The sequence below is a fragment of the Marinobacter sp. G5_S1_61_S3 genome (genome assembly GCF_054968585.1).
This window is the reverse complement of sequence record NZ_JBQKUK010000001.1, coordinates 213,408-233,300: the sequence shown is the minus strand read 5'-3', so window position 1 is coordinate 233,300 and position 19,893 is coordinate 213,408. Positions and strand designations below refer to the sequence as shown.

Genomic DNA, 19,893 nt, shown 5'->3' with positions numbered 1-19,893 from the left:
GGCTTGATCGCCGGGTAACCTGTCAACATTCTCCAGGCCGGCGTCAGGGTTCCGCTTTGTCGGCTTCGACGTACACCGTCAAACCTTCCAATGCAGTCACCCTCAGCTTGTCACCGTTGCCTACTGGGGATTTACAGGCGGCATTCCAGCGTTCACCGCTCATGCGCACGTGCCCCCTGAAATACCCGTCGTCTTCCTGAAAGTCATCAAGTGCGGTCACTCTCTCGTGGACAATCTGTTCGCTTCCGCTGACCGGGTGCTTCCGGCGCAAGCCGATGAACTTGATGACGGTCCAGAGGATAAAGCCGGCCGCGACCAGTGCCGTGCCACCGATGGTGGGCAGTGAAATCTCCTGATGGCTGCCGTCCATCAGTATGATGGAACCGGCTACAAACGCGACAATCCCCCCTATGCCCAGTATGCCGAAGCTGGGCATAAAGGCCTCGCCGACAATGAAGGCAAGCCCCAACAGAATCAGCGCCAGGCCCGCGTAATTGACGGACAGCACCTGGAAGGCAAACAGTGCGAGGATCAGGCAGATAGCGCCAATCACACCCGGGAATATCGCCCCGGGGTTGGATAATTCGAAGATAATGCCGTAGAAGCCGATGATCATCAGGAAGTAAGCGACATTCGGATTGGTGATCACCGATAGCAGTCGCGTGCGCCAGTCCGGGTCTGCTCGCGTCAATTCAATGTTCGCGGTGGCCAGCGTTTTCTCGCCATTGGCCATTTTCACGGTGCGCCCGTCGATCTGCTGCATCAGGCTGTCCATGTTGTCAGCCACCACATCGACCACGTTCTGCGCCAGTGCTTCTTCGGCGCCCAGGTTGACGGCTTCGCGCACTGCCTGCTCCGCCCAGTCGGCGTTGCGGCCATGTCGCTCCGCCAGGCCACGGATGTAGCTGACGGCATCTTCCAGAACCTTACGCTCCATGGCCGTGCCGCCTCGGCGTTTATCGGAGGCGTCATCCTGCGCCGATTCCTCGTTTCCGGCACTTTCCTTGTCATCGGGATTGGCATCCCCGGCGTCTTCTGCAGGCTTCTGTTCCTCGGAACCGGGCAGCCCGCCCATCTGGACCGGCGTGGCCGAACCCAGGTGGGTGGCCCCTGCCATGGCCGCCACGTGACTGCCATAGAGAATGTAGGTACCGGCGCTGGCGGCACGCGCCCCTGCCGGCGACACCCAGGTCACCACGGGTACCTCTGAAGAAAGGATCTCCTTGATGATACCGCGCATGGATTCCATCAGACCGCCAGGGGTATCCATCCGGATAACAAGCAACTCGGCACCTTCGGACTCGGCGCGGCGAATGCCACGCACCAGGTAATCCATGGTGGCGGGGCCGATAGCCCCGTCGACGGTCAACACAAGACCTCTCGGAGCGTCATCCTGCTGGGCGATAACCGTATGGGACAGAGAGGCCAATGCCAGCACCAGGCCCAGCAGGAACAAGGCCAGCCACCAGTGCAGGCGGCCGGAGGGATTGGATTGGTTGGGTCGGTTAGCGATCATCACTCCTCCCCGGATCCGTTCAGCGGATCAGAGCCTTCGGTATCAGAACCAGAGGCGTTGCTTCTCACCTTTATTGCCATCTGGGGTACTTCGCATCGGCCCGGCAGACTCATCCGCGACGCGGGTCAGACGTTCACCCACCATCCGCGGCAGGCCGTCCGCCTGGTCCACAGCCAGTTCAATGGCCATGCGCTTCACTTCCACACCGGGCATTTTCTGGCGGAAGTCTTCCACCTTTTTCTGCACTTGCTTCCACAATTTTTCACGGTCCTGCTGACTGTAATCTTCTTCAGGGCGATGTACCTCCAGCCAGACCTCATTACCTTTCAGGCCGATCTTCACGGGCTCATGGATAACCTGCACCGGCGTGCCCTTACTGACTTCGTAGACAAACCGCGATATATCCTCGTTGTACATGCGGAAACAACCGTGACTGACCTGCATGCCCACTCCGAACAACTTGTTGGTACCGTGAATCAGGTACCCTTTCTCACTGAGCATCAGTGCGTGGGACCCCAGAGGATTACCCGGCCCCGGTGGAATCATCCTGGGCAGGTACTCTCCCGCAGCTTCGTATTCGGCACGGATGCTTGCAGGCGGATACCAGGCCGGCGACTCCAGTGGCATGGTCACTTCGGCGTTGGTCAGTGGCGATGGGTTGTCATCGGTGCCTACCCCCACCGGATAGACCTGTACCTTTCCCTCAGTAAAGTAGTACAAACGGTATTCCGCCAGATTGATGATTATGCCCTCGCGCTTTACATCCGGAAGCACGTAGTGCCGGGGCACGGTTATCCGGGTGCCATCACCGGGCAGCCAGGGATCAACACCGGGGTTGGCCTTAACGAGTTCCAGATAACCAAGACTGTTCTGATTGCCAATGGCCGCAAAGGTGTCTTCATAGCGGGTGGTCATCACCGACAGCTCCCCGGCCAGATCCCCGTCAATGGAAAACCGGGGAACACGGGGCTTCTCGGGGGTGTCGCTTTTTCCTTCGGCTGTAGTCAGTTCCTGACCCGCGGCCTGCGCTTCCGTTTCGGCACCAACCACGTTGGCCGACACCAGGGCCAGCAAAACCAGCAGAAAACCTGTCAACTGCGTTCGATACATAGCGTCTCAATCCGATATCCGGTCTGCGGCGACAACAACGCGCTTCAAACCGACGTCAGGGCTGTCCAAACGGTGGCAACAGCCAGAATCATAAATAGAAGGCTGGCTCCAATTCTGGCCGTCGCCAGTGGTAACCGCTCCATCAACCATTTACCAGCCATGATAACCGGTATATTAGCCAGCAGCATACCAACGGTGGTGCCCATAATCACCCAGAAGGTGTCCGTATATCGCGCGGCCAGCACCACGGTTGCAACCTGGGTCTTGTCGCCGATCTCCGCCAGGAAGAACATCACTGTCGTGGCCATGAAGGCGCCCATCCCCAGGAACGCCGAATCGCCGTTGTCATCCTTGTCCGGAATCAACAACCAGAGCGCAATGGCCACGAAGCTGGTAGCCAGGATCCAGGGTAGCCAGGCTTGCGGAATCCACTCTGCGATCCAGGCACCCAACAGCGCTGACAAGGCATGGTTCAGCAGGGTGGCGACAAGTATGCCAAGAATGATGGGCGCACGCTTGGCGTAACGGGCAACCAGGAAGAGAGAGAGTAGTTGGGTCTTGTCGCCGATCTCCGCAATGGCGACCGCAAACGTTGAAGCGAGAAAAGCGTCCATGAAAAGCTCCGGGGCGGACATTCAGACATGAGACAGCCCACCTTCCGCCCTGGGAGGTGAAACTGCCTCAGGTCTTGCCAATTTCACCAATGTACCGGTGAAACATGATAGCCACGGAGATTGAGCCCCAAGTATGTTGACTACCATCCGCCCCTGGAAACGGGTTCCGTTGCGGAGGCTACTCCCCTGAAGAGTGCCGAAATGTTAATCAATACCTGGGCGGATGGCAACTATACGCGCATTTTCCACACTGGAATGGCCGCCATCGCCACGAATACAGCCACCAGCCACCAGGCTGAATGAAATGCCCCAATGGTGGGGATGCCGCCACTGTGGTCACCAAATTCAATGGTCAGGGCCACGATATTGACGCCAAAGGCCCCACCCAGCTGGCGGGTAAAGTTAATGGTGCTCGAACCGGCACCGAGTTGCTCCGGCGCCAGTGGATTCAGGGCACCCGTTGAGAGGGCTGGCAGCATGAAGCCGATACCGATTCGCCCCAACACGGTCCATAGCGCCAGCCAGCCGAAGGCGAGCTCAATGTCCGATACCGCAAACAACATGGCAGACATGGCGAACAGGACAATGCCGAATATCACCAGCTTACGGGCGCTCAGGCGGTCCGCCAGTCTCCCGGCCAATGGAAAGGTCATGCCCAGCACAATGCCTGCTGGCAACATCAGCAAACCGGCTTCGGTGGCGGTGAATTCCAGGGCCGTCTGCACAAACAGGGGTACCAGGTAGGTGGAGCCAAACAAGGCGAGCCCCAACGCCATGGCGCCCACGTTGGCGTAAACGAAGGCCGGATTGCGTAGAAGCTCTATGTTCACCAATGGGTGTCGGGCGCGTCGCTCACGAATCACAAACAGCACCAGGGCGATGACCGCAACAGCGCCCTCGATGGCAATTCGTGCTTCCTGTCCCGCCAGTTCCTGAAGCCGGTTGAGGGTGTCCAGCGACAGACCGATGGCAGCGCCCAGGAGCACCAACCCAGGAAAGTCAAAACGGTAGGGAGCCGGGCGGGAGACCGGCAGCGGCAGAAAGCGCCATGCCATAAACACCCCGGTCAGGGTGACGGGCACGGGGGCGAACATCACATAGCGCCAGTCCAACTGATCCACCAGGAAGCCCCCGAGAACCGGGCCCAGGGCTGGAGCGAGAATCACACCCATGCCGTAGATACCCATGGCCTGCCCACGACGGTTGCGGGGGAAAATCCGGAACACCAGATACATACCCATCGGCTGCATGAGCCCCGCCATGGCACCCTGGCCAATGCGGGCGGCAATCAACTGTTCCGGGGAGGTGGCAAAACCACCAAGGAGGGAGATCACCGTGAACAGGAACATGGCCGTCGCCAGGGTCTTGCGCACGCCAAAGTGATCCAGAAGCCACGACGAGGCCAGCATGGTGGTGGTCATGGCCGCGATGAACCCGGTGGCCAGCCAGTGCACCTGGCCCTGCCGAATACCGAATTCCAGCATGATGTCGTGCAGGGCAACATTGACCACGGTTGCGCTGAGCACCGTTGCCATGGTGCCCAGCATGACCGTGGCAACCGCCAGCCAACGCCAGCGTTCGCCGTAACGGGCCCTTAACCCCTCAACCGTGTTATCACTCAGACCAAGACCCCTTCAGGCCGAGATATCGACCGCACACCATTACCGTTGCCGCTCCGCATTCTCCAGTATCCTGTGGAACACCTTGACGGCACCTTCGATGTCCCGGTCGCTAATACCCTCCAGCATCTCTTCACGCAGGCGGGCCGCACGCTCGGTCAGGACGTTCATGAATTCGGTCCCGTCCTTGGTAAGGTGAAGACGGCGGGCACGACGATCATTGGGACAGGGACGGCGCTCAATCAGGCCCTGCTGTTCCAGGCTGTCCAGCAATCGCACCAGCGTCGGATTCTCAATGGCCATCAGGCGGGCGAGCTCACGCTGGGTCAGCCCTTCGCCCCCTTGTTGCAGATAGACCATGGTGGTCCAACGAGCCTGGGTGACACCCAGATCCTTAAGGCGTTCATCCAGCAATTTGCGCCAGCGACGGGTGACCCGGGCTACGGCAAAGGGAAACTGATCTCTCATGATCTGGGACTCCGGTAATGGGGTATCGACTGCTGTACTACCTGTAACGAATACCACTGCCGAAACGGTGCAGTGACGGACAACGTTACCAATAGTAAGCTAACCATTACGATAAAAACAGATATGCAAGGTGAAACAAAATTGGGGAAAACCGAGAGACGCGGCCCGATAGGCGAGAAAGACCGGCCTATCAGCCGGTCCTGTGTAGGTCTTCGTGACGCTCCTGAGCCGCTGGTGACTCGTGAAATTCCTCGTTACGGGGGTCCATTTCCGTCAGCACCGGCGAGGTCTCAGGCATGGCAGGTATGAAGTGTTCCTGCTCCGCCACCGGCACGTCTTCCGTGTGGCTGATGCGATAACTGGTGATAATCGCCAACACCACCAGGAAACCGGCGTTGCCGAAGAACAGCCCCCTGGGGCCCAATATGCCCACCAACTCGGCCATCACGATGGGGCCAATGACACTGCCCACGCCGTAACTCAGCAGCAGTGTTGCGCTGGCGGCCACAATACGATTACTTTCCATCCGGTCGTTGGTGATTGCAACCGCGATCGGATACAGCGTGGCCGAGAGGCCCGTAAACAGGCCAACCAGCAGGGTCAGTAGCCACATCCGTTCAGCCCCGAGGATGCCAACCGACACCGCCGCGGTGCCCGCTGCCACCGCCACCCAGAACATGACGCGGCGACGATCAAACCGGTCACACACCAGCCCCAGCGGCCAGGCCAGGAGCATGGCCGCCACAATGGCACTGGCCATGAAGGTGGACACCCGGCTGACCTCCAGACCCACCAGGGTGGCGTATACCGGGCCGAGCGCATAAAAAGAACCGATCATGACACCGCAGATCAGCGCACCGGAAACCCCGGTGAACGACTCACGGGCCAGGGTGAAGAATGACAGTCGCTCGGACTGCTCAATCACCGGGGCATCCATACGTGTCAACGACAATGGAATCAGCGCCAGCGTCAACAGGACAGCGGCGAGCGAAAACGGTATGAACGAAGACGGCTCACCGACGTTGATCAGCAACTGGCCACCGGCGGCGGACAGGTAGAACACAATCTGGTAAACCGCAAAAAGGGCGCCCCGGTTGGCGTTGGTGGCGCGACTGCTGAACCAGCTCTCAATCACCACCAGAACGCCGGCCACACTGAAGCCTGACAAGGCACGCAAAATGGCCCAGAACACCTCGGACACCGCCATGGGATACAGCAGGGCGCACACCGCCGCCATGGCGGCAAAGACCGCGAAAGCCCGGATATGCCCGACACGACCGATGATGAGATGGACGTAGAGCGTACCCAACACGAAGCCAATGGAGTAACACACCAGGATCCAGCCGATAATGTTCGGCGAGACCGCTTCAATACTCAGTCGCACACCCAACAGAGTCATCAGAAAGGCGTTGCCACTGACCAGCAGGACAATACTGAGGATCAGGGCTGAAAGCGAGGTGACCATTCGGGTCATCGGTCTGGCTCCGGCGTACTTTAAACAGGTTGATACAGGAATGTAATGAAACTAGCAGCAACGCCGGAACATTGCAGAGCACGAATTAGAACAGGGCGTAATTCACAAAACCACTACGCAGTTCCCGAAATCCCCAATACCGCTTGCAGCGCCGTGATGACTGGATTTAACATCATTTTACATTAAGGTGACGTAACACACGCTGGCGGCCTGAAGGGTTAACATGTGGGTAGTTTGATCGCTGCCTATTTGAACCCACGAGAGTCTCTCATCTCATGCAATCCACGCTAACCATGAGCGCCTGGTTATGAAAAAGACGGACTGGCCCATTCGATGGGATCTGTTGCTTCGCTACCGGCTGATTGAAATCATCGCCCTATGGGAAGGACGGCTCACCACCAATCATATCTGCCACAGTTTCGGCATTGGGCGACAGCAGGCTTCCAAGGATATCAACACCTACCTGCGGGAACTGGCACCGGACAATCTGGTTTACGATCGCCACCTTAAAGGCTATGTGCCATCGTCCAGTTTCCGGCCGGTGGTCACCGCCGGCAACGCCAGTGAATACCAGGATCTGCTGGCTCGCCAGGACGCCCTCAGTGACACCTTTGAATCGCTTAATATCAGCTTGCCTGACAGCACCATCGTCCGTGGCCCGGAACGGGTTGTTAAGCCGGAAGTCATGCGTGCCGCAGTTGCAGCAGCTCGCCACGGCCGGGTGATGAAGGCAGAGTATGCCTCCCTAAGCCCTGCTGGCGTTTCCCAGCGCACTCTGGAACCCCACACTCTGGTGTGTGTCGGCCAGAACTGGCACCTCCGTGCCTGGTGCGACGCCAACCGGGAATTTCGGGACTTCGCCCTCAGCCGTTTCCGCGGCAAGCCGGAAACCACCCGGCAACGCAGCCGTCACACCATCCAGCATGATGATGACTGGAACCGTCAAGTCTCACTGGTGATGATGCCTGATAGCCGTTTGAACAAGGCACAGCAGGATATTGTTGCCACCGATTACGGCATGGTCAGCAACCGGCTCGAACTCACCATTCGCGCGGCCCTTGCACCCTACGTACTGTCCCGGCTCGGCCTGGGTTCAGACAGCCAGCACCCGGACCCAATGGTCCAGCAGCTGGAACTGGCCAACGAGGAGCAGCTGGGCATTGCCGAGTCGGCTCGCGAACGGGCTATTAAAGCAGTAGCGGGGCTCTGCTAGACTGAGCGGGTGATCACAACCAACCCTTTCCTGTTCTGGCGCCTTGCCCTCGCCCTACTCATAGGCCTGCCCGCTGTCGCGGCGGGGGATTGTGGTACCGGGGTTATCCCGGTTTCCCGCATTCAGGGCACGGGCGATCATTCCTCTTTCGCCGGCCAGACCGTTTCCGTTGAAGGCATCATAACCATGGATGCTCGCCAACGAGGCGGCTTCCGCGGTTTTTATCTGCAACAAGCCGATGGCGAAACGGACAACGATCCGCAAAGCTCCGAGGCCCTGTTTGTTTACACCCATCGCACCGACGGACAGCACGGGGATAGGGTGCATGTCTCAGGGCGGGTGAAAGAGTTCCATGGCCTGACCGAGCTCACCGATATTACCTCCATCACCCGTTGCGGGAATGGCCGTCTGCCTGAGCCTGTCTCCGTCACGCTGCCGTGGCAGGATGGCGAACCTCCGGAACACCTGGAAAACATGCGGATCAACGTCGCCGGCGAGCTAACGGTGATCAATCACTATAACCTGGCCCGTTACGGTGAACTCACCCTCGCGGCAAAGCCTCAGACGATGGCCACGGAAATCCTGGAACCAGGGCCGGGCGCTCAATCGCGCCACAGGTGGCAGGCGATCAACCGACTGTTGCTGGATGACGGCCTGGGGGCGCGCAACCCGCGCCCGATTCCCTGGCCTGGGCCACAACTGTCCGCAAACAACACGGTTCGCACCGGCGACAAGGTCAGCGGGTTAACAGGCATACTGGATTTTCGGTTCGGCGCCTGGCGACTGCAGCCGCAATCAACGCCGGCGTTCAGCCCCGCCAATCCACGCGCACCAGCACCCGAGCGACCGGAGTCGGCCACGCTCAGGGTGGTCACACTCAATCTTGGCAATTTCTTCAATGGCGATGGCCGTGGCGGCGGTTTTCCGGCAGCTCGGGGGGCCCGATCCGCCACTCAGTTTGAGCAACAGAAAGCACGGCTGGTTGCCGCGCTGACGGCGCCGAACCCGGACATCATCGCTGTCACAGAAATGGAAAACGACGGCTATGACGGCGACAGCGCCATTGCCGAATTGGCCGGCGCCTTGGGTTCACACTGGCGCTACGTGGGAACAAGCGACAACACTGGCAGTGATGCCATACGCACCGATCTGCTGTACCGCAGCGACCGTGTGGTCGCGGAAGGCTCTCCCAGCCGCCTGACAACAACACCATTTGATCGTCGTGGCCGGCCACCAGTCGCTCAGGTATTCCGCCTCATTCACAGTGATCGAGCCCTGAGGGTTGTCGTTCCTCACTTGAAATCAAAGGCCTGCCGTGGCGCCAGTGGTCAGAACCGGGATCAGGACGACGGCCAGGGCTGCTACAATCACAGCCGCGAACAAGCGACCCGGGCCATTATCCGCTGGACCAATGCCCTGCCGCACCCGGATGGCCTGTCCGGCACCCTGATCACCGGGGATATGAACGCCTACGCCCGGGAGACGCCGCTGCAGCTGCTGGAATCGGCAGGCTTTATCAACGCTGTTCGTCACATCCACGGCTGCACCAACACCACCTGTAAGCACACCAGCTATAGCTATCACGGCCGTAGCGGAACCCTGGACTACAGCCTGGTCTCGAAAAGGCTGCTCCCACGGATCGTCGATGCCCGCACCTGGTCGATAAATTCCGATGAACCCCGGGCGCTGGGCTACAAGGGGCCGGTTACCGTACCCACCGGCCAGCCCTGGCGCTCATCGGACCACAACCCGGTCATCACCGACCTGTCACTCTGATTCCACCTTGCCCGCGAGCCGCAGCATCAGGGCAGGCAGGCCAAAGCCCGGCGCGGGATACGCGGTACACTGGCTCCAATCCAGTTGAAACGGAAACCGACCGTGAAAATACCCACTCCAAACTTATGGCCTGCCGCCCGCACCAGTCAGCGATGGCTGGTACAGGCAAAACGTCGTGAAACCGTGATCGATGGCCACCGCATGGTGTATCTGGAAAAAGGGACCCCTGCCGGGGACCAACCCACCGTTATACTGATGCACGGTTTTGCCGCCATGAAAGAGAACTGGGCGCTCTGGCTGCAGCGGCTGCCCGAACACTGGCACATTCTGGTTCCGGACCTGCCAGGGCTTGGAGAAAGCGAGTATCGTTCGGGCGCCGATTACGGCTACGAGGCCCAGGCGTCAAGACTGGGAGCCTGGATCGATACTCTGGCCACCAACAACCTTCACCTGGTCGGCAGCTCCATGGGGGGTGCCATTGCCACCGTCCTCGCTCACAAAATGACGCCCGCACCCGCTTCCCTGACGGTGCTGAACAGCGCCGGCATACCCGAACATACAAACGTGGACCTCGATGCCCCCTTCGAGTCCGACCGCGACGCCATTCTGATTCCCCGGGACTGGGCCGGTGTCTACCGGATGTTCAATAGCGTCGGCACTGGCAGGCCAACGGCTATGGGCGTCGCCATGACGGGGCTCCTGGGGCCGGACCTGCTGCAACGAACCGCGTCCTTGCGTCACATTTTCAACGATATGCTCGCCGACGCATTGGCACCAGCACGCTACCTTGGCCCCAACACACCTCCCCTTCAGGTCCAGTGGGGGGACCGGGACGTGATCACGCCCACACGCTGTGTGGACTGGTATCGAAAGGTGACGCCCCAGGCCGATATCCACGTGTTCCGGCGGGTAGGCCATCTTCCCATGCTGGAGAATCCCGGTCGCTCAGCCCGTAAACTGGCAGCCTTCATCGACCGCCACTCAGCGGGCGGCCAGCTCTGTTAATTGGCCTGCATATCCTGTTGACCCGTCAGCGAAGTCATGGGGTGGGAGGAACATTGCGTTCATAATCGTGGAAGAAGTTTCATCCCTGACATAACAACAACAGGAAACACGAGGAAATCCCATGCGCGCCTCAGTATCTACCACTCAGGATCTGGGCATGCCGGCCATTTACCTGCACTTGCTGGCGGAGTTGCTTAGTACCATCGGCGTCGATGAAAAAGCGCTGCTCAAGCGTGTCGGCCTGGACCCGGTGCGCCTGCAGTCAACCGATTTAAGAGTCAGTCAGTCACAGGCCAGCGAGTTCGTGACCCGAGCCATCATCGAAAGCGGCGAGCCCGGGCTCGGCATCATGCTGGCCCGGGAGCTTCGACTGCCACTGCACGGAGCCCTGGGCACCGCGGTCATGAGCAGCCGCACTCTGGCAGAGGCTCTGGACCTGATGACGCGATACCTGACCCTGCGCGCCCCGCACCTGCACGTCAAGCGCCGGCAGCAGGATGGCCAGTCTATCTACGCCATCTCGTGTGGCATTGATCTGGGCCCATTGCAGGGCTTTATCATGGACGCCATGCTGTTCGGCTGCGCGTCCATGGGCGCGCAGCTAACAGGCTCACCGGTCGCCGGCTCGTCGATTCAGCGACGCGGACCGGAACCGGCCTACTTCCATCGCTTTCGCCAGCAAATTCCCATCCCCGTGGTGTACGGCGCTGGCGAAGATGCGATTGTTATTCCCGATCCGCAGCTGGCATTGCCCATCCGCTTCTCTGACGATCAGTTGGCCGCCTCGTCGAAAGCCCAGTGTGAGGAGGCCTTACGCCTTCTAACGGAAGATGCCGGCTTTGCCTGTCGGGTCAGGCGGGTGATTGAAACCAGTCACCCGTTCCCGCCGAAACTGGCCAGGGTAGCCACAACGCTGTTTGTGTCGGAGCGCACCCTGAAACGGCGTTTACAGGCGGAAGAAGCCAGTTTTCAGCACCTGGTGGATCAGGTGCGACTGGAAAGAGCGGGGGAGTTGCTGCAGCAAACTGCCATGAACCTGAGCCAGATTGCCGACGCCCTGGGCTACGCCGACGCCGCCAACTTTACCAGGGCGTTCAAGCGCTGGACCGGACAGAGCCCCAGCCAGTACCGAAACCAGGAGTCATTGCCAACAACAACGTCGATCAAGAGAACACCAACCAGTGCGATGGCCTGAAACACTCAGTCGATGCCTATGATCTTGTGCATCTGCAGGGTCAACCGCCACTGCGGGTGGGTCAGGCAGTAATCCGTGGCTTTGCGGGTGTTACTTTGCTTGACGGGGTCAGTCTCACCCTCTGAGACAGTCGGCGACGCCATTGGCGAGAGGAAATAGTGGCTAGCGTTAATGTCGGTGAAACGCTCCGGCATCGCCAGGGGCTGAGGGTACACCACTTTCAGCTCGTCACACTGGCGCAATACCACCGGCGCGTCCGCCTTGGGGCTCACACACAACCAGTCAATACCGGACGGTGCCGGCAGTGTGCCGTTGGTTTCCACGCCCACTTCAAAGCCGGCCCGGTGAAAGGCATCCACCAGCTTGTCATCCAGTTGCAGTAGTGGCTCACCCCCCGTGCACACCACATAGGGTTGCCCAGGCGCATCCGGCCAAAGGCGACGAATATGCGCCGCCAGCGCATCCGCGGTTTCAAACTGGCCGCCGTTCTGACCATCGGTACCTACGAAGTCGGTATCGCAGAAGCTGCATACGGCATTGGCCCGGTCCTTTTCACGGCCAGTCCAGAGATTGCACTTGCTGAAGCGGCAAAACACCGCTGCCCGCCCGGCCTGGGCACCCTCACCCTGCAATGTATAGAACGCTTCCTTTACCCGATACATCAGGTTTCCACCTCATACCGCAAGGGATCAGAAACGCCGTTGGCGGCAAACGCCTCCAGGCGCTCCACGCAGGAACCACAAACGCCACAGGCCCGGTCCCGACCGTTGTAGCAGGTCCAGGTTTTGCCGTAATCGAGCCCCAACTTCAGGCCCTCGGCCAGGATGGCCCCCTTATCCGAGCCCATGAAGGGCGCTTCTATTTTCACCGGCTCATAGTTCGCCACCTGACAGACGGCGTCCATTTTCTCCACGAACTCCGGTCGACAGTCCGGATAGATCGCGTGATCGCCGCCATGGGCGCCGTACCAAACAGCAACAGCACCGGCGGTAACCGCATAGCCGGTGGCCAGCGACAACAGAATCATGTTGCGGTTGGGCACCACGGTGGCCTTCATGTTGTCTTCTTCGTAGTGCCCCTCGGGCACGTCCACTGCGTCCGTCAGGGCCGATCCGGCCATGACTTCACTGAGCGCACGAATATCGATCACCTTGTGCGGCACCGATAATTCTTCGCACACCTGGCGGGCGCATTCCAGTTCGCGAACGTGCCGCTGGCCGTAGTCAAACGACAGGGCATGAACCTTATACCCTCGGGCACGGGCAAGGTGGAGCAGGGTGAACGAATCCATTCCCCCAGAGTAGATTACAACGACGGTTTCGGTCATCAGGTCATCCCGGTTTCAGACAGCCAGCAGGGCGTCACTGGATTGTTATAGGGTCGGAGTAACATCCGTGGACACATTGTAACAGTGGAATGCGACGATGGGTTCGCGTCTGCAGTAGCGTGCGGGTAAACTCTGATGACGGCACATCAACAAAAACCAGGCGGAATGAGAACCAGAACCAGCCCAGCCTTTATTGACTTCGAGGCCTCCAGCCTCGATCTGATCGCCAGCTATCCGATCGAGGTGGGCATATGCTTGCCCGACGGCACCTTGCACAGCTGGCTGATACAACCCCATGTACTTTGGCAGGACTGGTCAGAAAGTGCCGAGCAGGTTCACGGAATCACCCGGGAAACCCTGGAAACGGAGGGTACACCGGTGTCGGAGGTTGCGGCACACCTGAACCAGCTGCTCTCGGGGCAGGTATTCTGCGATGCCTGGACGTTTGACAGCTTCTGGCTTCATCGCCTGTTTCGAGCCGCCAACACCCGCGCCGACTTTCAACTGGAATCCATTTCCATGTTGCTGGATGCCAATCAGGTAAGGCACTGGTCGGCATCGCGTCAGCAGGTTATCAAGCGTCTGGGGTTGCCCGTGCACAGGGCGGCAAACGACGCGCTTATCCTCCACAGAACCTGGGAAGAGATCCAACTGTTCGCTGCGGACGACGAACCGCTTCACGGACGCAGCCGGCAGGTCTGAGGTTTCCATCATGGAGCACAGCGCGCCGGCATGGAACTCAGCGCTGGGAACTATTTACCTTGGGGACGAGGACTTCGAGTCACCTTGAGGGCGAGGACTTCGAGGCCATCACGCAAGGTGTTCAGTGTCCAGTAGGTCACCAGCACCATCAGCGCCGCCCCAATGACGGTAAAGGAAAAATTATCACCCACCATCTGGCTGCGGGCGATGAACAGGTATACGGCGAGCGCGAGGACAAGCAGCACTTCGACTATGGCGTGTGACTGTAACCGGTTTTTTGCAGATCCGTTTTCTTCGGACATCTTACTGGGTTTCAACCTCTCATTTCTGACGATACATTGCATTGATTAGTGTGCAAATTATCGCCAAATATGGTCCGGGCGTCTGTACGAACTAGTGGCTACGAGGTTTCCACGATGCCGTCAGGAACACACTTTTCGGACGGCCAAAAAAACGCAGCCCCGAGGGCTGCGTATAAAGGAGAGATCCATACGGTACGCCACAGATAAAAGGTGGGCACCGGAGGATTGCACAACGTAAAACACGTGACAGGACAAATTATGATCGCTTCGAGGAGCCGCGTCTGTAGGGGTTTGCCGAAGCACTCTGCCCCTTGCAAAGCCATGGGCACGCGATACACTGATGACAGTACCGAAACCGATATGCTCGGCAAACGATGCCGGAAAAGGCCCATGACAATGCTTCAGAAATACCAGTATCTGATGATTGACGCGATTGCGCACCGCAAGGGTGAGGCGTGTGCGCACTCCATGGTGAACGACATCTAACGGCTTTCGGTCAGTCCCGGGAGCCTTTGGAGCGACCGGGCAAGCTTCTCCGCGAGACCCCGGTTGCCCAGAGCGCCGGGGTTTTGTTTTTGCAGCCGCAAAACGACAAGGAGAAGATCATGAAGAGACATCCGACAAAAGCAGCAAACCAGCCGGCAAGCAGCCGCACGGGGCCTATTCGGCGCCCGGAAAAGCTGCCTCTGCTGGATGCCATCTGCAAAAAACTGAACCAGCGCGTCAACCTGGACGACGAACAACGGGTGCTGGGGCTGTATGAGCGAGGCTGGATATTCAAGGGTGTTCTGGGCAATCTGAACGATGGCGAAGCACGATACGTGCGTGCTCTTGCCACTCGCTACGGTTCCTGGATCGCCCGCCAGGTTGCGTAATGGGAAACCCGATGGGCCGAACCGTCAATGCTGGCGGTTCAGTCCCTGTATCATGGCGGCATCGCCGCCGTGCACCATGGCGTAGTTGTTCACCACGTCGTGAATTTTTTCCTGGGAATAGGGTTTGACCACGTAACCGTTGGCCCCGGCACTGATTGCTTTCTGGATGCTGTCGATGGAGTCATCCGCTGTCACTAAAACAATGTGCTGATCCTTGCGCTTGGCCTTGAACTCCTCCATCAACTGATGACCGTTGCCATCCGGCAGCCCCAGGTCCAGCAAGATGATCTGGAAGACGTCAGCCTCAAAGGCAGCCCTGGCACCCGCAATGTCCGGACACTCAACCACACTGCTTGCACCTGCCGTGTAGAGCATGTCTACCAACCGCTCCCTCATGACCGGCTCGTCTTCCACCACCAATATTCTCATATCACTCATACCCCGCCTCCTGATTCTATTTTATACCCGGCCCCACAAGGCACTTCAAAGGGAATCACCGCCGGTTCGCCGGGGAATCGCCAGCGGCTCATGCTGGGCAGTGGCTGGCGCAGGTTCTCCAGTCTCGTCCAGGCGAGCCCCAGCAGTGCGGGACGAACTGGCGTTTACCCCGCCGGACCGGGTCAGAATATTACTGATACTGACGGCCGTGGTGTAGAGGGAAATCGCGATGATCAGCAGGATAGGCTGAACAAACGCCACGAACCCGGGCACTTCGCGATGACCAGCGATACTGAGCATAAGGATGATGGCCGGCCCCAACACTACAAACAGCGTCAATGCGATAAAGAACACAATACGCTCCTTGAAACGGCCCAAGTCGCGGTTACTGACCAGCCCCAGCACGAATTTTCCGATGGCCAGCCCGGCCAGTATCGCAGCCGCAATGCTCAGATCGGGCCTGAGTAGCGTCTCATAAAGCTGGCCATCCCATAACCGTTGCATGCTGATGACCAGGAACGGAAAGAGGACAAACAGAATGTCGGCGTAGGTGCCATACATCATACTCAGCGAGTGCTGTTCGCTTTGCTGGAGGTTTTCACTCATCAATCACGATTCCTGTTTTATCGGTAGCCGAAATGTCGGTTGTCATAGACGTGCCTCCCGCCCCTGCAATGCCCTGTCGATCATGTCAGCCAGGGCTTGCAGCTGGCTGTGAACGTGGTCCCAGTCACGGTCTTCAACGTTCACGCAAGCCTCCAGTTTCCCTGCCTGCCGTGTCATGTCAGGGTAGCCCATGGCGCCGGCGGTGCCTTTGATCTGATGGGCTTCCGATGCCAATCGCTGCTGATCACGACGCGCGGCTGCGGCTTCCATGGCCACTTTTCGGGACGCCAACCCATCGAGGAAGCGTTCGACCAGGTGACCAATGTCCTCATCCTCCGTCGAGTCTCTGCTCGGGCCATTGGACTCTGGGAGGAAATGGTCTAGCGTGCTCAGCAAATGCCTACTGTCGATGGGTTTGTTCAATACGCCATCGCACCCGGCCGCCATCAACGCATCGGTTTCCGACTGGTCACCGGCGGTGAAGGCAATAACTGGCCGGCGGAAGCCCGTCTGCCGCAGTAACCGGGTAGCCTCCACTCCGTCCAGACCCGGCATATGGCGGTCCATCAGCACCATCTGCACCGATTCGGACAGCGCCGTTCGGACCGCATCATCGCCACTGGCAACGGTTATGACATCCAACCCCTGGGACCCGAGCATGCGCTCCACCAGACGACGGTTGTCCTCGTTGTCCTCCGCGACCAGTATTGTGCCGCAATAGCGCCGGTGGCCATCGGATTCACTCTCCGTCCGCACCACCAGATATCTGGCCATGACTTCGTAGAAACGCTGTTTGTCGATGGGTTTGGCCAGATGGTCATTACAGCCTGCGAGGCGATAGTCTGCAATATCCTCCGCCATCACGTTTGCCGTCAACGCAATGACCGGGATATTCAGGCCAGCTTCACGAATGGCCGCCGTTGCATCCCGACCGTTCATGACCGGCATCTGTATGTCCATCAGAATCAGATCAAAGGGCTCCCTCAGCGCCAGATCCAGTGCTTCAGCGCCATTGCCGACATGGACCAGCTCAGCGCCCGTGCGACCCACCAGCAGGGACACCAGGCGACGATTCACGTCATTGTCCTCCGCCAGCAGGATACGGCCGGAAAGCCTTGGCGCAAGCACCATGGGAATGCTCCGCCGACGTTGCGACAATTCCGACGCGTCGCGCAGAAAGTGGACATCCTCCAATGGGCCGGTGGCGATGGAAAGCTCAAACTCACTGCCTTCGCCATACGTGCTGGAAACGGATATGTTGCCACCCAGCAACTCCGCCAGTCGACGGGAAATGCTCAACCCGAGACCGGTTCCTCCATATTGCCGGGCAATCGCGGCGCTACCCTGGGCGAACGGGTCAAACAGCCGGCCCAACTGTTCGGGTTTCATGCCGATGCCGGTGTCCACCACCCTGGCCACCAGGGCCTGGCGCTCACGACCACATCGAACATTCAGAGAAATAGAACCATTTTCCGTGAATTTAAGCGCATTTCCGCACAGATTGATGATGATTTGGCGAAACCGGGTCGGGTCCGTCGCAACCTTTTCGGGCAGGGGATACTCGCAGATGATATGAAATTCCAGCCCCTTTTCCCGCGCCCTGGGTGCGAAGAAAGCGCGGATTTCGTCAAGCAGTTCCGGCAAATTAACCGACACTATATCCACATCCAGCTTATTGGCGTCGATCTTCGAGTGATCCAGGATGTCGTTAATCAGGTCCAGCAAGTGACGGCCACTGCGCACCACCGTTTCCGCACTGGTGTGTTTCTCCCTCTCGGTCAGGTCGGGATCGAGCAGGGTTTCGCCATAACCGATAATCGCCGCCAACGGTGTGCGAATTTCGTGGCTCATGTTGGCCAGGAACTGGCTTTTTGCTTCGGCCGAATTGCGGGCCAGTTCTTTTTCCAGACGTTCCTGCTCCCTCTCCCGCTCGATACGCTGGCGCTGATGGCGCTCGGTGGCGTCAATGCAGGTGCCCTCAAGATGGGCGGGATCGCCATCGGGGGTATACACGGTATGTAACGAAATGGTGGCCCAGCGCTCTTCACCGGAACGGGTGTAATAGCGTGCTTCGATACCCTTGACGGTGCCTCGGGATTCCAACTGCCCAATCACCCAGCGGCGCACTCTCTCATCCGCAAAACAGGTTTCCAGGACGTCCGGGTCAAGATCCAGCAGCTCCCGGCTGCTGGTGTAGCCCATCAACCTTGCCATGGCGGGGTTGGCGGTGACGAAACGCCGGCCCAGCGACATCTGGAACACGCCCTCTATGGCGTTGTCGAACAGCGACTGGTATCGACGCAGGTTGGCCAGAGCCCGCTGGCTCCAACCCAGGGCTTCGCCCTGCACCTGTTTGATCCGGTCAGCCAGGGCAAAGGAAAACAGGATAATCTGGGCCGTCAGGCCGAACTGCGGGGCGTAGGAAGTGAACATGTTCAACGGCAGGTAGCCCATCACGGTCAGGCCATAGATACCGAAACCCACCAGCGCCAGGGTCCAGGCAAAAAAGTAGGAGCGCGCAGCCGGGTTGTAATAGCGCCACGACAGGTAACTGACCACAATCAGGATGATGCTGAGCAGGATCGACGCCAACACGATCCATTCCATCGCCGTGTGATAGGGCAGGAACAGGGATAGCACAAAGGTCGCCACAATGGCGTACAGGCAAAGCTGGATCACCTTGTCCAGGTCCGCCGACCGCTCCCGGGTTTCCAACAGGGACCGGGCCATCAACAGGCCCCAGAACCAGGTATTGATGATCTGGTAATGGAGGTATTCCTTGTGCAACAGCGCAGGACGATTCTCCAGTAGCTGGATACCGTGCACCTGCTCGGTGGCGATGAATACCGTGGCTGATACCAGATACATCACGTAGTAGATATTGCTGCGCTCGCGAACCGACACGGCAACAAACAGGTTGTAGGCGAGAATGGCCAGGATGCTGCCTAGCAGAATGCCCCGCACGGCTTCATCGACCGACACCTTCTCAATATAAGCATCGGGGTGCCACAGGGTGATCGGCAGGCGGAAAGTGTTGGTATTGGTGATGCGCAAATAAATGCGGGTTGAGCTTCCTGGTTCCAGTGACAAACGGAACGTGGGGTTGGGTACGGCCAGGTCACGCCCGGACCAGTCGCCCTCGTAGCCAGCACGGCGCTGCTCTATCAGCTCACCATCCTGGACCAGATAGAGCACCACCTCATCCACCAATGGCAGGGCGAGCTCCAGTATCCAGTCTGTAAGTGCTGCGCCAGCTCCTACCTCGACATCAAATCTGGCCCAGTATGCAGATTCCGTGTAGCCAAAGTTCAGCACACCGCCTTCGTGACGGGTGAAAGGCGCGGTATCGCCACTCAGTATATCGTTGAAATCGACGGCGTGTTCCGGGTCCTCCAGGTACCAGATACAACTACCCAGATCACGCACACTGCTGGTGGCGCTGTTCAGAACAATCTCGCCATCCTGGCATCGCTCCTGCGCCGCGGCGGAGGCCGGAATAATAATAGCCAGAACCGCAAGCGCGATGAAACGGAACCATCGGGCGTGGCATTCCCATTGCTGCAAAATGTGATCTCCGCGAGGGCAGATGCCTTTTTTATGGTTTATTGTCAGCAGTCACGCAGGTGCCGAATGAATTCAGCGGCACCCTGGCT

18 protein-coding genes are annotated in these 19,893 nt (G+C 58.9%); 6 read left to right on the top strand and 12 right to left on the bottom strand.

Annotation, left to right across the window (positions count from 1 at the left end; translation table 11 throughout):
- Positions 1 to 43 precede the first annotated feature (43 nt).
- From ACTRWH_RS00990 to ACTRWH_RS00965, 6 genes are all read right to left on the bottom strand, one after another.
- Positions 44 to 1,516, bottom strand: a complete 1,473-nt coding sequence (locus ACTRWH_RS00990) for an NfeD family protein (protein WP_136634117.1) — start codon at positions 1,514 to 1,516, stop codon at positions 44 to 46.
- A 42-nt stretch (positions 1,517 to 1,558) separates the two neighbouring features.
- Positions 1,559 to 2,626, bottom strand: coding sequence for a L,D-transpeptidase family protein (locus ACTRWH_RS00985; protein WP_199480506.1), 1,068 nt, complete (start codon positions 2,624 to 2,626; stop codon positions 1,559 to 1,561).
- A gap of 44 nt (positions 2,627 to 2,670) precedes the next feature.
- On the bottom strand, positions 2,671 to 3,240 hold the full coding sequence (locus ACTRWH_RS00980) for a TMEM165/GDT1 family protein (RefSeq protein ID WP_036207659.1): 570 nt from the start codon (positions 3,238 to 3,240) through the stop codon (positions 2,671 to 2,673).
- A gap of 230 nt (positions 3,241 to 3,470) precedes the next feature.
- Entirely contained in the window at positions 3,471 to 4,862 is a 1,392-nt protein-coding gene (locus ACTRWH_RS00975; RefSeq protein ID WP_036207660.1) for a DHA2 family efflux MFS transporter permease subunit, read from the bottom strand.
- A 39-nt stretch (positions 4,863 to 4,901) separates the two neighbouring features.
- Positions 4,902 to 5,327: a MarR family transcriptional regulator gene (locus ACTRWH_RS00970; protein ID WP_036207661.1), complete on the bottom strand. Its 426-nt coding sequence runs from the start codon at positions 5,325 to 5,327 to the stop codon at positions 4,902 to 4,904.
- Positions 5,328 to 5,517: 190 nt separating this feature from the next.
- The gene (locus ACTRWH_RS00965; RefSeq protein ID WP_075196356.1) at positions 5,518 to 6,801 is read right to left on the bottom strand and encodes an MFS transporter; all 1,284 of its coding nucleotides are present in this window, start codon (positions 6,799 to 6,801) and stop codon (positions 5,518 to 5,520) included.
- Between the two features lie 307 nt (positions 6,802 to 7,108).
- Here ACTRWH_RS00965 and ACTRWH_RS00960 point away from each other — a divergent pair, with 307 nt between their 5' ends.
- The 4 genes from ACTRWH_RS00960 to ACTRWH_RS00945 all read left to right on the top strand — a co-directional run bounded on the left by ACTRWH_RS00960 (position 7,109) and on the right by ACTRWH_RS00945 (position 11,990).
- Entirely contained in the window at positions 7,109 to 8,014 is a 906-nt protein-coding gene (locus tag ACTRWH_RS00960; RefSeq protein ID WP_036207665.1) for a BrxR family helix-turn-helix transcriptional regulator, read from the top strand.
- A 9-nt stretch (positions 8,015 to 8,023) separates the two neighbouring features.
- Positions 8,024 to 9,790, top strand: coding sequence for an ExeM/NucH family extracellular endonuclease (locus ACTRWH_RS00955; protein WP_462825771.1), 1,767 nt, complete (start codon positions 8,024 to 8,026; stop codon positions 9,788 to 9,790).
- Between the two features lie 102 nt (positions 9,791 to 9,892).
- Positions 9,893 to 10,795 carry an alpha/beta fold hydrolase gene (locus ACTRWH_RS00950; protein WP_462825770.1) on the top strand — a complete coding sequence of 301 codons (903 nt, stop codon included), beginning with the start codon at positions 9,893 to 9,895 and terminating at the stop codon, positions 10,793 to 10,795.
- 121 nt (positions 10,796 to 10,916) lie between these two features.
- Positions 10,917 to 11,990 (top strand): AraC family transcriptional regulator, encoded by a 1,074-nt coding sequence (locus ACTRWH_RS00945; protein ID WP_036207671.1) that lies wholly within the window; start codon positions 10,917 to 10,919, stop codon positions 11,988 to 11,990.
- 5 nt (positions 11,991 to 11,995) lie between these two features.
- On the opposite strand, the gene queE is transcribed toward ACTRWH_RS00945, so the two are convergent.
- Positions 11,996 to 12,652, bottom strand: a complete 657-nt coding sequence (gene queE / locus ACTRWH_RS00940) for a 7-carboxy-7-deazaguanine synthase (protein WP_085678146.1) — start codon at positions 12,650 to 12,652, stop codon at positions 11,996 to 11,998.
- Positions 12,652 to 13,317 (bottom strand): 7-cyano-7-deazaguanine synthase QueC, encoded by a 666-nt coding sequence (gene queC / locus ACTRWH_RS00935; RefSeq protein WP_036207677.1) that lies wholly within the window; start codon positions 13,315 to 13,317, stop codon positions 12,652 to 12,654. Before queC ends, queE begins: the two co-directional genes overlap by 1 nt.
- Positions 13,318 to 13,482: 165 nt before the next feature.
- On the opposite strand from queC, the gene ACTRWH_RS00930 reads away from it, so the two are divergent.
- Positions 13,483 to 14,019, top strand: a complete 537-nt coding sequence (locus ACTRWH_RS00930) for a 3'-5' exonuclease (RefSeq protein WP_036207679.1) — start codon at positions 13,483 to 13,485, stop codon at positions 14,017 to 14,019.
- Between the two features lie 50 nt (positions 14,020 to 14,069).
- Here ACTRWH_RS00930 and ACTRWH_RS00925 read toward each other — a convergent pair whose 3' ends face one another.
- Positions 14,070 to 14,321: a hypothetical protein gene (locus tag ACTRWH_RS00925; protein WP_036207682.1), complete on the bottom strand. Its 252-nt coding sequence runs from the start codon at positions 14,319 to 14,321 to the stop codon at positions 14,070 to 14,072.
- 605 nt (positions 14,322 to 14,926) lie between these two features.
- On the opposite strand from ACTRWH_RS00925, the gene ACTRWH_RS00920 reads away from it, so the two are divergent.
- Entirely contained in the window at positions 14,927 to 15,196 is a 270-nt protein-coding gene (locus ACTRWH_RS00920; RefSeq protein WP_036207831.1) for a hypothetical protein, read from the top strand.
- A 24-nt stretch (positions 15,197 to 15,220) separates the two neighbouring features.
- On the opposite strand, the gene ACTRWH_RS00915 is transcribed toward ACTRWH_RS00920, so the two are convergent.
- From ACTRWH_RS00915 to ACTRWH_RS00905, 3 genes are read right to left on the bottom strand one after another with little or no spacing between them, the layout of a single operon-like run.
- On the bottom strand, positions 15,221 to 15,634 hold the full coding sequence (locus ACTRWH_RS00915; RefSeq protein ID WP_036207689.1) for a response regulator: 414 nt from the start codon (positions 15,632 to 15,634) through the stop codon (positions 15,221 to 15,223).
- Positions 15,635 to 15,679: 45 nt separating this feature from the next.
- On the bottom strand, positions 15,680 to 16,240 hold the full coding sequence (locus tag ACTRWH_RS00910) for a hypothetical protein (RefSeq protein WP_036207692.1): 561 nt from the start codon (positions 16,238 to 16,240) through the stop codon (positions 15,680 to 15,682).
- 42 nt (positions 16,241 to 16,282) lie between these two features.
- A complete protein-coding gene (locus tag ACTRWH_RS00905) occupies positions 16,283 to 19,804 on the bottom strand; it encodes a response regulator (protein ID WP_305936329.1) in 3,522 nt (1,173 codons plus the stop codon).
- Positions 19,805 to 19,893 lie beyond the last annotated feature (89 nt).

What these genes read in the sequence shown, in the direction of transcription:
- ACTRWH_RS00990 (WP_136634117.1), bottom strand. Translation starts at nt 1,516, where the DNA reads ATGATCGCTAACCGACCCAACCAATCCAATCCCTCCGGCCGCCTGCAC.
- ACTRWH_RS00985 (WP_199480506.1), bottom strand. Translation starts at nt 2,626, where the DNA reads ATGTATCGAACGCAGTTGACAGGTTTTCTGCTGGTTTTGCTGGCCCTG.
- ACTRWH_RS00980 (WP_036207659.1), bottom strand. Translation starts at nt 3,240, where the DNA reads ATGGACGCTTTTCTCGCTTCAACGTTTGCGGTCGCCATTGCGGAGATC.
- ACTRWH_RS00970 (WP_036207661.1), bottom strand. Translation starts at nt 5,327, where the DNA reads ATGAGAGATCAGTTTCCCTTTGCCGTAGCCCGGGTCACCCGTCGCTGG.
- ACTRWH_RS00965 (WP_075196356.1), bottom strand. Translation starts at nt 6,801, where the DNA reads ATGACCCGAATGGTCACCTCGCTTTCAGCCCTGATCCTCAGTATTGTC.
- ACTRWH_RS00960 (WP_036207665.1), top strand. Translation starts at nt 7,109, where the DNA reads ATGAAAAAGACGGACTGGCCCATTCGATGGGATCTGTTGCTTCGCTAC.
- ACTRWH_RS00945 (WP_036207671.1), top strand. Translation starts at nt 10,917, where the DNA reads ATGCGCGCCTCAGTATCTACCACTCAGGATCTGGGCATGCCGGCCATT.
- queE (WP_085678146.1), bottom strand. Translation starts at nt 12,652, where the DNA reads ATGTATCGGGTAAAGGAAGCGTTCTATACATTGCAGGGTGAGGGTGCC.
- queC (WP_036207677.1), bottom strand. Translation starts at nt 13,317, where the DNA reads ATGACCGAAACCGTCGTTGTAATCTACTCTGGGGGAATGGATTCGTTC.
- ACTRWH_RS00930 (WP_036207679.1), top strand. Translation starts at nt 13,483, where the DNA reads ATGAGAACCAGAACCAGCCCAGCCTTTATTGACTTCGAGGCCTCCAGC.
- ACTRWH_RS00925 (WP_036207682.1), bottom strand. Translation starts at nt 14,321, where the DNA reads ATGTCCGAAGAAAACGGATCTGCAAAAAACCGGTTACAGTCACACGCC.
- ACTRWH_RS00920 (WP_036207831.1), top strand. Translation starts at nt 14,927, where the DNA reads ATGAAGAGACATCCGACAAAAGCAGCAAACCAGCCGGCAAGCAGCCGC.
- ACTRWH_RS00915 (WP_036207689.1), bottom strand. Translation starts at nt 15,634, where the DNA reads ATGAGTGATATGAGAATATTGGTGGTGGAAGACGAGCCGGTCATGAGG.
- ACTRWH_RS00910 (WP_036207692.1), bottom strand. Translation starts at nt 16,240, where the DNA reads ATGAGTGAAAACCTCCAGCAAAGCGAACAGCACTCGCTGAGTATGATG.